General features: G+C 70.6%; 12 protein-coding genes. 1 reads left to right on the plus strand and 11 read right to left on the minus strand.

Features of this window, described 5'->3' with window-relative positions; genetic code table 11:
• Positions 1 to 34: 34 nt before the first annotated feature.
• Together mca and ACH54P_RS28705 are read right to left on the minus strand one after the other, a co-directional pair.
• On the minus strand, positions 35 to 880 hold the full coding sequence (gene mca / locus ACH54P_RS28700) for a mycothiol conjugate amidase Mca (RefSeq protein WP_489906449.1): 846 nt from the start codon (positions 878 to 880) through the stop codon (positions 35 to 37).
• Positions 877 to 2,223, minus strand: coding sequence for a DHA2 family efflux MFS transporter permease subunit (locus tag ACH54P_RS28705; protein WP_489906450.1), 1,347 nt, complete (start codon positions 2,221 to 2,223; stop codon positions 877 to 879). Before ACH54P_RS28705 ends, mca begins: the two co-directional genes overlap by 4 nt.
• A gap of 102 nt (positions 2,224 to 2,325) precedes the next feature.
• Between ACH54P_RS28705 and ACH54P_RS28710 the strand changes: the two genes are divergently transcribed.
• Positions 2,326 to 2,922 carry a TetR/AcrR family transcriptional regulator gene (locus tag ACH54P_RS28710; RefSeq protein ID WP_489906451.1) on the plus strand — a complete coding sequence of 199 codons (597 nt, stop codon included), beginning with the start codon at positions 2,326 to 2,328 and terminating at the stop codon, positions 2,920 to 2,922.
• On the opposite strand, the gene ACH54P_RS28715 is transcribed toward ACH54P_RS28710, so the two are convergent.
• The 9 genes from ACH54P_RS28715 to ACH54P_RS28755 form a co-directional block, all read right to left on the minus strand.
• Positions 2,919 to 3,947 (minus strand): DUF4328 domain-containing protein, encoded by a 1,029-nt coding sequence (locus tag ACH54P_RS28715; protein ID WP_489906452.1) that lies wholly within the window; start codon positions 3,945 to 3,947, stop codon positions 2,919 to 2,921. The two genes, ACH54P_RS28710 and ACH54P_RS28715, sit on opposite strands and share 4 nt — an antisense overlap.
• 2 nt (positions 3,948 to 3,949) lie before the next feature.
• Complete coding sequence (locus tag ACH54P_RS28720) at positions 3,950 to 4,309, minus strand: rhodanese-like domain-containing protein (protein ID WP_370969930.1); 360 nt, start codon at positions 4,307 to 4,309, stop codon at positions 3,950 to 3,952.
• A gap of 53 nt (positions 4,310 to 4,362) precedes the next feature.
• A complete protein-coding gene (locus ACH54P_RS28725; protein WP_489906453.1) occupies positions 4,363 to 5,991 on the minus strand; it encodes a solute symporter family protein in 1,629 nt (542 codons plus the stop codon).
• On the minus strand, positions 5,988 to 6,338 hold the full coding sequence (locus ACH54P_RS28730; protein ID WP_489906455.1) for a DUF485 domain-containing protein: 351 nt from the start codon (positions 6,336 to 6,338) through the stop codon (positions 5,988 to 5,990). Before ACH54P_RS28730 ends, ACH54P_RS28725 begins: the two co-directional genes overlap by 4 nt.
• A gap of 204 nt (positions 6,339 to 6,542) precedes the next feature.
• Positions 6,543 to 8,333, minus strand: a complete 1,791-nt coding sequence (locus ACH54P_RS28735; protein WP_489906456.1) for a sodium/solute symporter — start codon at positions 8,331 to 8,333, stop codon at positions 6,543 to 6,545.
• A gap of 30 nt (positions 8,334 to 8,363) precedes the next feature.
• The gene (locus tag ACH54P_RS28740; protein WP_489906457.1) at positions 8,364 to 8,894 is read right to left on the minus strand and encodes a hypothetical protein; all 531 of its coding nucleotides are present in this window, start codon (positions 8,892 to 8,894) and stop codon (positions 8,364 to 8,366) included.
• Between the two features lie 13 nt (positions 8,895 to 8,907).
• A complete protein-coding gene (locus tag ACH54P_RS28745; protein WP_489906458.1) occupies positions 8,908 to 9,741 on the minus strand; it encodes a LytR/AlgR family response regulator transcription factor in 834 nt (277 codons plus the stop codon).
• A 90-nt stretch (positions 9,742 to 9,831) separates the two neighbouring features.
• Positions 9,832 to 11,238 carry a glycoside hydrolase family 16 protein gene (locus ACH54P_RS28750; protein WP_489906459.1) on the minus strand — a complete coding sequence of 469 codons (1,407 nt, stop codon included), beginning with the start codon at positions 11,236 to 11,238 and terminating at the stop codon, positions 9,832 to 9,834.
• 158 nt (positions 11,239 to 11,396) lie between these two features.
• Positions 11,397 to 12,242: a S49 family peptidase gene (locus ACH54P_RS28755; protein ID WP_489906460.1), complete on the minus strand. Its 846-nt coding sequence runs from the start codon at positions 12,240 to 12,242 to the stop codon at positions 11,397 to 11,399.
• Positions 12,243 to 12,244 lie beyond the last annotated feature (2 nt).

A 12,244-nucleotide genomic window follows, 5' to 3' on the forward strand; every position in this document is an offset into this window, starting at 1 on the left:
GATTGGGAGGGCATCTCGCGTGACTGGACGGGCATCACGTGAGGTCATCGGTTACTCCGGCGAATAGGTCGTCTTCGGGGGTTGGGCCGGGCGGTGGGTGGGCTCGGTGGTAGTCCTCGTGGGGCCAGACTTTTCGTTCGATTTCGCGGGAGTGGGCGAAGAACGGGTGGGCGGGGTCCACTTGGGTGGCGTGGGCCAGGAGGGCTCGGTCGCGGGTGGCGAAGTGGGACTCGCAGCGGATTCGGGTGGTGACCGTCAGAGTTTCCTCCGTCGGGAGTTCCTCGAGGACTGGGCCCATCGCTGACTCGAGGCCGGCGGCCAGGGTGGCGTCGTGGAGGGCCTGGAACCAGGCGCGGCTCAGGACCGCTTGGTAGTACAGCTTTTGCGGGCGCCACGGCGGGCCGGTGCCGGGGTAGCGGGCCGGGTCGGGGGCTGCTGTGAAGGCTTCCCTTGTCACCTCGTGGGTGCGGACGTGATCCGGGTGGGGGTAGCCGCCGGTTTCGTCGTACGTGATCACCACGTGCGGGCGGAACTCCCGGATCAGCGCGACCAGCGGAACGGCCGCCTCTTCCAGCGGCAGGGCCGCGAAGCACCCTTCGGGCAACGGCTCGCCCAAGCCGGAGTCGACCAGGCCGAGGAAACGCTGGCGCACGCCCAGGATCTCGGCGGCCGCGGCCATCTCGCGACGGCGGATCGACGGGAGGTCGGCCCTCGTCTCGGGGGTGTCCATGGCCGGGTTGAGGACGTCGCCGCGTTCGCCGCCCGTGCAGGTGGCGACCAGGACGTCGACGCCTTCGGCGGCGTAGCGGGCCAACGTGGCCGCGCCCTTGCTGGACTCGTCGTCGGGGTGGGCGTGGACGCTCAAGAGGCGGTAGGTCATTTCGGGCTCCTTGCCGGGAAGAAGGCGGCGGGGACCAGCGCCAGCGCGGACAACGCCAGCGCCCACGTGAACGTGGTGCCGAAGGCCGCGGGCTCCGGCGAAGACAGGAGTTCGGTGTGGAGGATCGCGGCCAGCAGGGCGGTGCCCAACGAGCCGCCGATCCGGTTGATCACGTTGAACGCGCTGGCCGCGCGTGGGATGCGGGAGCGGTCCAACGAGCCGTACAGCGTGGTCATGCCGGGGGCGGTGGCCGCGCCCAGGCCGGCGCCGCGGACCAGGAGGGACAGGGTCAACAGGACTCCGCCGGGCGCCGAGCCGAGCTGGGTGAACGCCACCGTGCCGAGCAGCGACAAGAAGACGCCGGCGAGCATCATCCGGCGAGGGCCGAAGCGGGCCAGGAGCCGGCCGCCCGCGAGCATGACCGCCGCCGAGCCGAGGGCCTGGGGCGCCAGCAGCAGACCGGCTCGCAGCGCGCTCGCGCGCTCGACCTGCTGGTAGTACAGCGGCAGCACCAACATCGAGCTGTACAGCGACGCGCCCAGCAGGAACGTGCTGGCCGACGCCACCCTGAAACCCTTGTCCCGGAACAGCTTCAGGTCCAGCACCGCCGACGGCGTCCGGGACGCGTGGACGCCGTACGCCACCAGCAGCACGGCTCCGGCCACCCACGCGACGGGCACTCCCTCGGCCAGGCCGTAGACGAACGCGGCGAGCCCCGGCGAAAGCAGCAGCACCCCGCGGACGTCGAGCGGCGAACGAGCACCGGACGACGCCGGAGCCGGAAGCACCGAGCGTGCGAAGAGGAACGTCGCCACGCCCAGCGGGACGACGCCGAAGAACATCCAGCGCCACCCGAGGTCCGCCACGAGCGCGCCGCCGAGCATCGGACCCAGCACCGGCGCCACCGTCGCCGGCAGCGTGATCACGCCGATCATCCGGCCCAGCGCCGGGCCCGCCGCCTGCGCGAAGACCGCCTGCCCGACCGGCTGCATCAGCCCGCCGCCCAGGCCGTGGAGCACCCGGAAGGCGATCAGGGCCGGCGCCGACCAGGCGAAGCCGCACAGCAGCGTGCCCGCGGTGAAGAGCGCCACCGCCGTCAGCCACACCGCGCGGCCGCCGAACCGGTCGGCCAGCCAGCCCGACAGCGGGATCGCCGCCGCGGCCGCGAGCAGGTACGCGCTGGCCACCCATTGCACCGTCGGCAACGGACTGCCCAGGTCGCGGGCGATCGAGTCGATCCCGACGGTCACGATCGTCGCGTCGAGGATCGACAGCACCGCGCCCATGATCAGGACGCCGCCGAGCCGCCACAAAGCCGCGTCCGGTCGGACTGCCGTCGTCACATCCACCCCCAGGAACCGGAAATTAGGTCGAACCTCAGATTAGGTTCGACCCATCGACTAGGTCAAGCACAATCTTGGGTCCGACCCAGTAGAGTGACGCGCATGAGTGAGGGACTCCGAGCCCAGAAGAAGCACGAGACCAGGAGGAACATCTCCGACGTCGCGACCCGCCTGTTCATCCGCGACGGCTTCGAGGACGTGACGATCGCCGAGATCGCCGCCGAAGCGCGGGTCGCCAAGATGACCGTGACGAACCACTTCCCGCGCAAGGAGGACCTGGTCTTCGACATCCGCGCGGACTTCACGGCGTGGCCGGCGACGTTGATCCACGACAGCGTCTTCCACGACACCCGCGAGCTCTACTTCGAAGCCCTGGACGCCCAGCACGCGCTGGTCGGCTTCTCGGGCCGGGGCTTCGCGCGGATGATCAAGCAGAGCCCGGTCCTGAGGAACGCGCTGCACGAGCTGCACCGCGAGCGCGAAGCGAGCCTGACCGCGCTGCTGACCGGCCGGCACCCCGCCGACGGCCTCAAGCCGGTCTTCGCGGCGGCCCACCTCACGACGCTGCTGCGGGTGCTCTTCCAGGACGTCTTCGACCGGACACTTGAAGCCCAGCCGAAGAACGAGATCGTCGACGCCGTGTGGCCGGCCGCGGAACAGGCCTTCGACCAGCTCGAACCGGTCTTCGGCGGCTACTAGCGCGCCGCGCCGGCGGGCCGCGAGTTCCGCAGTTCCGGCTCCGGCGCGCCGCGCACCTTCAGGACGCGCATCTCGCGCACGTCCCGCGCGTCGGACGGCGCCAGCAACGCCGAGAACCGCCGCACGACCAGGGCGGTCACGACGGCGAGCAGAGCCGCCGACAGGTCGGTCAGCGCGACCAGGACGACGCTGTCGGCCATCGACTGCACGTCGTCGCGGAAGCGCCAGACGATCGAGACGCCGAGCAGCACCCAGTTCAGCAGCCAGGCGCCCCACCAGACCAGCACCTGGCGGGACGGCTTCGGGCGGACGTCACGCGGCCGGCTCAGCACCGCGTGCTCCAGCTCGCCGACGACCGAGAGCGCCATCGGCAGGTTCGCCACCGGCACGAGGACGCCGACCAGCACCTGCCACACCGGACGCGGCGGGTCGTCGCCGGAGACGTCCGCGGCCGCCTGACGGGCGACCAGCAGCCACCAGAGCGACAGCCCGGCGGGCAGCAGCGCGAGGATCGAGGCCAGCAGCCCGGCCGTCAGCACGAAACCGTCGGAGAAGGACACCACCGAGCGGGTCAGCGCGGAGTCGCGGCCCTGGACGAGCAGCACGTACCGCCAGATCTCCGCGCCGGCGGCGACCACGGCGAGGACCGCGAACCCGAAGAGGACGCCGATCAGGCTGCGGCTGAGCACCGGGACCCGGTCGATCGGCCGGATCTCGTCGGACGCCGTGCCGGGCACCGACGTCGGACGGCGCCAGACCAGGTTCGGGAAACCCCAACGCGGCGGCACCGGGTACGACGGCGGACCGAGGTACCGCTCGGGCGGCACGACCCGGCGCCGCGGCCACGCACCCGGCGGCGGGGTCGCCACCCAGCGCAGCTTCGGCCGGTGGACCGGACGGTGGTGGTACGGGTACGGCTCCGGCTGGGCGGCCAGCGTCCGGCCGTGCAGCTGCTGGGCGGTCGGCGGCGGCGCCTGGCGCGGCCAGTACCCCGGGGGGTACTGCGGAGGCTGACCCGGGTGCAAGGCTAGATCACTTCGGGTTCGATGCCGGGGTGCTCGCCGACCATCGGACGGCCTTCGCGCTGCCACGCGCCCATGCCGCCGGCGACGTTCACCGCGTCCCAGCCGCTCTGGTTGAGCCACGCGGCCGCCCGCGCGGACCGGCCGCCGCTGCGGCAGATCACGTGGATCGGCTGGTCGTCGGGCAGGTCCGTCAGCTCGCCGACGCGGGCGGGCAGCTCCCCCATCGGGATGTGCACGGCGCCGGGCGCGTGCCCGGCGGCCCACTCGTCGTCTTCGCGGACGTCGAGCAGCACGAGGCCGTCCTTGGGCAGGTCGCGGACCTCGGCGGTCGGCAGTTCAGCAGGGCTCACCACGATCTCCATGCTGCCATGCGGGGGCGTTGCCCGCGCGTGAGGTAGACGCCCCCGCAAAGCGGTCAGTGCGAGACAGCCTTCTCGGCACCCGCGCCGGTCAGCGCGCGCACCTCCATTTCCGCGTACTTCGCCGCGTTCCGCTCCTTCGACAGGACCGTGCCGAGCCAGCCGAGCAGGAACGCCGCCGGGATCGAGACCAGGCCCGGGTTGTCGAGCGGGAACCAGTGGAAGTCGACGCCCTGGATCATCGACGCGCTCTTGCCCGTCTTGGCGTCCACCGGCTTCCCGGAAACCGCCGGGGAGAAGACGATCAGCACGATCGTGACGAGCAGGCCGCCGTAGATCGACCACAGCGCGCCCTGGGTGTTGAACCGCTTCCAGAACAGCGAATACAGGATGGTCGGCAGGTTCGCCGACGCCGCCACGGCGAACGCCAGCGCCACCAGGAAGGCCACGTTCTGGCTCTTCGCCAGGATGCCGCCGGCGATGGCCAGCGCGCCGATCACCAGAGCCGTGATCCGCGCGACGCGGACCTCGCCGCCCGTCGAGACCTGGCCCTTCTTCAGCACGCTCGCGTAGACGTCGTGCGCGAAGGACGCCGACGCCGTGATCGTCAGACCGGCGACCACCGCGAGGATCGTCGCGAACGCGACCGCGGAGATGAACCCGAGCAGCACCGGGCCGCCCAGCTCGAGGGCCAGCAGGGGCGCCGCCGAGTTCGTCGTGCCCGGCGCCTTCGAGATCTTGTCCGGCCCGACGAGCGCGCCGGCGCCGTAGCCGAGCACCAGCGTGAACAGGTAGAACACGCCGATCAGCACGATCGCCCAGACCACCGAGCGGCGCGCGTCGCGGGCCGTCGGGACGGTGTAGAAGCGCATCAGGACGTGCGGCAGGCCCGCCGTGCCCAGCACGAGCGCGATGCCGAGCGAGAGGAAGTCGAGCTTCGTCGTGCCCGTCTTGCCGTACTGCTTGCCCGGGTCGAGCAGTGCCGCGCCGCCCTTGCCGCCCTTGTCGACCGCGGCCTGGAACAGGCTGGACAGGTTGAAGCCGTACTTGCCGAGCACCCACAGCGTCATCGCGAACGCGCCGACGATCAGCAGCGCCGCCTTGATGATCTGCACCCACGTGGTGCCCTTCATCCCGCCGATCAGCACGTACAGGATCATGATCACGCCGACGACGGCGATCACGACGTCCTGCCCCGCCTCACCGGAAATGCCGAGCAGCAGGTTGACCAGGCCGCCGGCGCCCGCCATCTGCGCGAGCAGGTAGAAGAACGAAACGGCCAGCGTCGAAACCGCCGCCGCCGCGCGCACCGGCGTCTGCTTCATCCGGAACGCGAGGACGTCGCCCATCGTGAACTTGCCGGTGTTGCGGAGCAGTTCCGCGACCAGCAGCAAGGCGACGAGCCAGGCGACCAGGAAGCCGATCGAATAGAGGAAACCGTCGTACCCGTTGATGGCGATCGCGCCCGCGATGCCGAGGAACGAGGCCGCCGAAAGGTAGTCACCGGAAATCGCGATGCCGTTCTGCGGACCGGTGAACGCGCGCCCGGCGGCGTAGTAGTCCGACGCCGTCTTCGTGTTGCGGCTGGCCCGGAACACGATCACCAGCGTGATCGCGACGAAGACGAGGAAGATGATGATGTTCAGGGTGGAGTTGCTGCCCTCCACGCCCGCCGCGAGGTTCATCGGCCCGGCTCCCCTTCGATCTGCGCGCGGATCCCGTCGGCGACCGGGTCGAGCCTGCGGTTGGCGTAGCGGACGTACAGCCCGGTGATGACGAACGTCGAGACGAACTGCAGGAGGCCGAAGACCAGGCCGACGGTGATGTTGCCGAACAGCTTGGTGCTCATGAAGCCGTGCGCGTAGTCGGCGAGCAGCACGTACAGCAGGTACCAGAGCAGGAAGAGGGCGGTCATCGGGAACACGAACACCCGCAACCTGCGGCGCAGGTCCGTGAATTCGGCGCTCCCCTGGATCTTCTCCCAGTCGGTCTGCGGCTCCGCGCCACCGACGTCTTGTTCGGTGCTGCTCACAGCGGATCTCCACCTTCCCGTTCTCGTACTGGCCGTACTGTTTGAAGCCAACGGACCGTAAAGAGTTGACGGTTGAGTTGGTAAGCCCCCAATCGGGCGCTTGACCATAAGTAGAAACCCACTGAGAGATTCGCGCACGATGTCCGTTTAGCTGACCGGCGGTCACTCGATCGGGTAAAGAATTTCTGACCGGCTGTCAGCGCATTACTTGCGGTGCCGGCCCCGGCCGGCGATCCGCGTCTTTTCCTCGGCCTGGCCGAACCGCGCGACGGCCCGGTCGCGCATGAATCCCAGCGGATCGGGCGCGTGCAGCCGCAGCATGATGTCGTGCACGTGGTCCGGCCGGCCGTACCCGGTCACGCGGCTGACGAGATACGTCGTCACGAAGGCGACCGGCACGGTGATCAGCGCCGGTTGGTTGACGAACCAGGGCGCCCAGCCGCCGGTGTACCCGCTCACGACGTTGACCACCAGCGCGGCCAGCACCAGGCCGCCGCCGGCGAACATCCCGGCGAGCGCGCCCGGCCAGGACAGCTTGCGCCACCAGATGCCCAGCACCAGCAGGGGGCTGAACGTCGACGCGGCGAGCGCGAACGTCAGCCCGATCGACAGCGAGATGTCCTCCGGCCGCAGCGCGACCGCCAGCGCGATGGGGAACAGCGCGACCAGCCCGGTCGCGACGCGGAAGTCGCGCACCCGGCCGGGAAGCAGGTCGGTCGACACCACCCCGGCGACGCTCACCAGCAGCCCGGACGTGCTGGAGAGGAACGCGGCGAACGCGCCCGCCGCGGTGACCGCGCCGAGGATCTGGCCGCCGACGCCCGGCAGCATCGCCGAGGGCAACCGCAGGATGGCCGCGTCCGTCTTGCCGGTGACCAGCAGCTCCGGGACGTACATCCGGGACAGCGCGCCGAGCAGCGTCGGGAACAGGTAGAACAACCCGAGCAGCAGCAGGACGTGCACGGTGGTGCGGCGCGCCGCCTTGCCGTCGGGGTTGGTGTAGAAGCGGACCAGCACGTGCGGCAGGCCCATCGTGCCGAGGAACGTCGCGAACATCAGCGAGTACGTCTGGAGCAGGTCGGTGAGGGTGCCCGAGCCCGGGTGCAGCCACTTCGAGTTGTCCGCGACGGAGTCGCTCACCACCGGCACCGGCGTGCCGGCCATGAACTTCAGCTTCGTGCCCTCGGAAACGGTGTGCGGCGCCAGCGGCGTCCAGTGCGTCGGCCCGGCGGCCGGGCCGTTGTCGGTGCGGCCGTAGGCCCAGAGGTAGGTGTCACCCTGGACGTGGAGCGTGACGTCGGTCTGCACGTCGACCGTGGTGTCGCTGATGAACACCGGGGGCGCGGGCGTGCCGAGCGGGCGGAAGCCGTCCGGGCCGCCGCCGGCGAAGAAGACCATGCACAGCACGAACGCGGGCACCGAGATCGCGAACAGCTTGAGCCAGTACTGGAACGCCTGGACGACGGTGATCGCGCGCATGCCGCCGGCGATCACGTTGAACGCCACCAGGACCATCACCGCGACCGCGCCCGCCCACACGGGCACCGGCAGGATCGTCGCGAGCGTCAGGCCGGCGCCCTGCAGCTGCGGGACCATGTAGAGGATGCCGATGAACACGACGAACGCCGTCGAGAACCGGCGCAGGCCCGTCGACCCGAGCCGCATCTCGACGAAGTCGGGCAACGTGTACGCGCCGGAGCGGCGCAGCGGCGCCGCCACGAAGAGCATCAGGGCGAGATAGCCCGCGGTGAAGCCGATCGGGAACCACAGCGCGTCGGCGCCGTCCTTGAGCACGATCCCGGCGATGCCGAGGAACGACGCCGCGGACAGGTATTCACCCGAGATCGCGGCGGCGTTGCGCCGGGACCGCACGGTGCGCCGGGCGACCAGGAAGTCGTGCGTGCTGGTCGCCGACCGCGCGGAACGGTGACCGATGAAGAACGTCACCACGGCGACCAGCACGATGCCGGTCAAGGCCCACGGGTTCAGCTGCACGGGGGAATCCTCGCACGAGTCAGTGCGAAACTAGTTTTCGATCATGTCCACGAACGCGCGTTCGTTGCGTTCGGCCAGCCGGTTGTACCAGATTCCGACGCCGAACAGGAACGGGAACGGCAGCACGCCGAGGATCAGCCAGGCCACCGGGATGCCGACCACGCTCAGCTGCGAGAACCCGGGCACCAGGTAGAACAGCACCGGCAGCGAGCCGAACACGGCGACGACGAGCAGCGAGAGCAGCAGCGCCGTCCGCAGCTGCACCTTCACCAGGTGGTCGCGGACGAGCAGCTTCCCCCAGCTGGTCTGCTCTTCCAGCTCGACGCGGGCGCGCAGGGTGCCGGCGCCGCGACGCGGGTCGTTGAGGATCACCCGTTCCCGCTTGGGTCTGGCGTGGTGCTCCGGCTTCGGCGGCGGCTCGTTCTCCGGCGCGGGCGGGAGCGACTCGACGACGGCCCGGTCGGTCGGCTGCGGCAGGGGCCGCTGGCGGGCTCGCCTGCCGAGCGTGGGATCCGGTTCGCGGACGCCGTTCGCGCGGCGCTCGTAGAAGTCGTCGGTCATGACCGGGCCCGGCTCAGCCGTTCCGGCCCGAACCGACCAGCCGGTCCTTCAGCGCGCGGGTGTGCCGCCGGCTCACCGGCAGCACCTTCTCCTCGTTGCCGATGACGACCTGGTAGCCGCCCTGGCCCATGCGCAGCTCGGTGATCAGCGGCAGCGCGACGAGGAACGACCGGTGGATCCGGACGAACCCGGCCTTCTCCCAGCGTTCCTCGAGCTGGGCCAGCGGGATGCGGACCAGGTGGCTGCCTTCGGTGGTGAACAGCCGCGCGTAGTCGCCCTGCGCCTCGACCCAGCGGACCGAGGAGCGCGGGATGAGCTTGGTGGTGCCGGCCAGCTCGACCGGGATGACCTCGTCGTCGTTCTTCACCGGCTCGCCGCCCATGGCACCGGGCGGGGGCGCCGCGGCGGCGGCCAGCTTGTCGAGCACGCGCGAGATCGCGCGGTCGAGGCGGTCCTGCTGGTACGGCTTGAGCACGTAGTCGAGCGCGCCGAGGTCGAAGGCGTTGACGGCCTCCTCCGCGTGCCCGGTGACGAACACCAGCGCGGGCGAGGGCCGGAGCGCGGCGAACACGCGCGACATCTCCATGCCGGACAGGCCGGGCATGTCGATGTCGGCGAACACCGCGTCGACGATCGGCAGGCCGCGGTCCTTGCGTTCGCGCAGCCTCGGGTCGTCGGTGGACAGCAGCCTCAGCGCCTCGGAGGCGTCGATCGCCGGGAACACCTTGGCCACGTGCGGGCTGTTGCGCAGGCAGTGGACCAGTTCGTCAAGACCGTTCGGCTCGTCGTCCACAGCCAGGACCACGAGCTTCCGGGTGTCATCGTGAGCACTCACAGTGAAACGCATCCTGCCCATTGCCGAGTGCAATGTCCAGCCCCCGTCTGCCTGAAGTGGGCGAGCCCGCGGCCGGCGACGCCGCCCGCGGGCCCCTCCCTATCAGTGCACGAACGTGAACCAGTTGAGGTTCACGAAGTCGGCGGGCTGGCCGCTCGTGAACGTCAGGTACACGTTGTGCACCCCGGTGACCGCGCTGATGTTGGCCGGGACGGTCCGCCAGCTCTGCCAGCCGCCCGTGTTGGCGACGGCGAAGCTGCCGATCGGCGCGTTGGAGAGGCTGTCCAGCCGCACCTCCACCAGCCCGCTGACGCCGCCGGCGGCACCGGACGCCACCCGCGCCTGGAAGTTGGTCGCCGCGCTGCTGCCGAAGTCGACGCCGCTGTAGAGCGCCCAGTCGCCGTTGCCGGCGGGCCCGATGTTCTGGCCGCCGCCCGTGTCGCTGGTCGTCTGCTTGGCCAGGCCGTTCTGCTGGCTGTACGACTCGGCCTGGATGGTGCTGTACGCGCTGCCGCCCCCGCTGGGCGGCGTGGTCGTGGTCGGCGGGGTCGTGGTGCCGCCACCGCCACCGCGAGTGGTCACCGTCACGTAGTCGACGACCATCGGGTGCCCCGGCACGATCCCCGGCCCCGGCGTGGTCGTGCCGGAGTTGTTGTTGGGGAACGCGCCGCCGATGGCGACGTTCAGCAGCACGAAGTAGCCCTGGTGCGTGGTCATGTTGGCCCACGTCGTCGCGTCGACCTGGTTCTGGCTCACCGAGTGGAACTGCTGCCCGTCGACGAACCAGCGGAACACCTGCGGGCTGGTGCTCGCGTCCCATTCGAAGCGGTAGGTGTGGAAGGCCGACTGGCAGCTGCTGCCGGGGCACGCGCGGTTGGCGGGCAGGCCGGTCGTCTCGTTGCACGGGCCGCCGGGGTTGACGCCGCAGTGCAGGACGCCCCAGACGGAGTTGATCCCGTTGACGTTCTCCATGATGTCGAACTCGCCGATGGCGGGCCAGTTCCACCAGTTGCCGCGGTACGGGCCGCCGAGCGCCCAGAACGCGGGCCAGTAGCCGAGCGCGGCCGCGCCGGTGACGTTCGGCATCTGGATGCGGCTCTCGATCCGCATGACCCCTCCCGCCGGCGGCTTGAAGTCGGCGCGCTGGGTTTCGACCCGGGCCGACGTCCAGTTGCCCGAGCCGTCGCGCAACGGCGTGATGCGGAGGTTGCCGGCGCCGTCCAGCGACAGGTTGCCGGGGCTCGCGGTGTAGTTCTGGATCTCGCCGGTGCCCCAGTTGGCGGGGCCGCCGGGGTAGCTGTGGCCGGTGTCGACGATCCAGTTCGCACCGGACGGCAGCGAGCCGGAGCCACCCGTGAAGTCGTCGGCGAACACGGTGGTCCAGCCCGATTCCGGCGGCGGGATCGACGCCGCGGCGGGGATGGTCAGCGGGAGGGCGATGAGCGCGGCACCGAGCACGGCGCCCGCGCCGAGCACGAGCCGTCTTGGGGAGCGGGAGAGGTGGGGCATCGGGTACGACCTCCTCGTCGGCCGGATTTGTTGCCGATCGCAACAAAGCCCGTGCCCGAGGAAACCCGACGCCCCACGCGAAACTCCAGAGGCGTTACCAAGGTTGGGTGACCCAGGTCACAAAGTGTGCCCGGAAGTACCCAAACCGGACACCCGTTTCAGAGGCCGAAGCGGGACCACGCCGCCTTCTGCGTCACCGCGTCCAAAACCGCGGCAGCCGCGGCCGGCGCACCGAGGCCGAGGCGGGCGAGCAGCGGCTTCTTCGGCTCGGCCACCGAGATCTCCGCGTCCGGGTAGCGCTCGGTGATGATCTGCCGGAGGCTGCCCAGGCCGTCGACCAGCCCGAGCTCGACCGCCTTCGCGCCGAGCCAGACGTCGCCGGTGAACAGGTCCTCGGTGTCCGTCAGCCGATCGCCGCGGCGCTCCTTGACCCAGTTCACGAACAGCTCGTGGAGCTGGGTGTGCATCTTCTTCAGCCACTCGACGTCTTCGGGCTTCTCCGGCGAGAACGGGTCGAGGCGCGACTTGTTCGCGCCCGCCGTGTGCAGCCGCCGTTCGATGCCGAACCGCTCCAGCAGGCCGGTGAACCCGAACCCGCCGCTGATCACGCCGATCGAGCCGACCATCGACGTCCGGTGCGCGTAGATCTCGTCGGCCGCGCAGGCCAGCCAGTACCCGCCCGACGCGGCGACGTCCTCGCAGAACGCCAGCACCGGGACGCCCTTTTCGTCGGCCAGCTGGCGGATCCGCTCGGCGACCAGCCCCGACTGCGTCGGCGCGCCACCCGGCGAGTTCACCAGCAACGCGACCGCCTTCAGCCGGTCGTGGCCGAACGCCCTGGTCAGCGCCGTCTCGACGGCGGCCAGGTTGATCGCGCCCCTGGCCAGCGGCGACGGCGACGGCGTGATCACGCCGTGCAGCTTCACCACGGCCACGACGTCCTTGCGCTCGACCCGGTCGGCGAGCACCGGGATCCGCGAAGCCAGTTTGTCCGTAACGCTCATAA

Source organism: Amycolatopsis sp. N2S4-7, assembly GCF_058119595.1.

Bases quoted from the DNA above. Each gene is read 5' to 3' on its own strand.
- mca (WP_489906449.1), bottom strand. From the start codon at position 880: ATGACCTACCGCCTCTTGAGCGTCCACGCCCACCCCGACGACGAGTCC.
- ACH54P_RS28720 (WP_370969930.1), bottom strand. From the start codon at position 4,309: ATGGAGATCGTGGTGAGCCCTGCTGAACTGCCGACCGCCGAGGTCCGC.
- ACH54P_RS28750 (WP_489906459.1), bottom strand. From the start codon at position 11,238: ATGCCCCACCTCTCCCGCTCCCCAAGACGGCTCGTGCTCGGCGCGGGC.
- ACH54P_RS28740 (WP_489906457.1), bottom strand. From the start codon at position 8,894: ATGACCGACGACTTCTACGAGCGCCGCGCGAACGGCGTCCGCGAACCG.
- ACH54P_RS28725 (WP_489906453.1), bottom strand. From the start codon at position 5,991: ATGAACCTCGCGGCGGGCGTGGAGGGCAGCAACTCCACCCTGAACATC.
- ACH54P_RS28745 (WP_489906458.1), bottom strand. From the start codon at position 9,741: ATGCGTTTCACTGTGAGTGCTCACGATGACACCCGGAAGCTCGTGGTC.
- ACH54P_RS28755 (WP_489906460.1), bottom strand. From the start codon at position 12,242: ATGAGCGTTACGGACAAACTGGCTTCGCGGATCCCGGTGCTCGCCGAC.
- ACH54P_RS28710 (WP_489906451.1), top strand. From the start codon at position 2,326: ATGAGTGAGGGACTCCGAGCCCAGAAGAAGCACGAGACCAGGAGGAAC.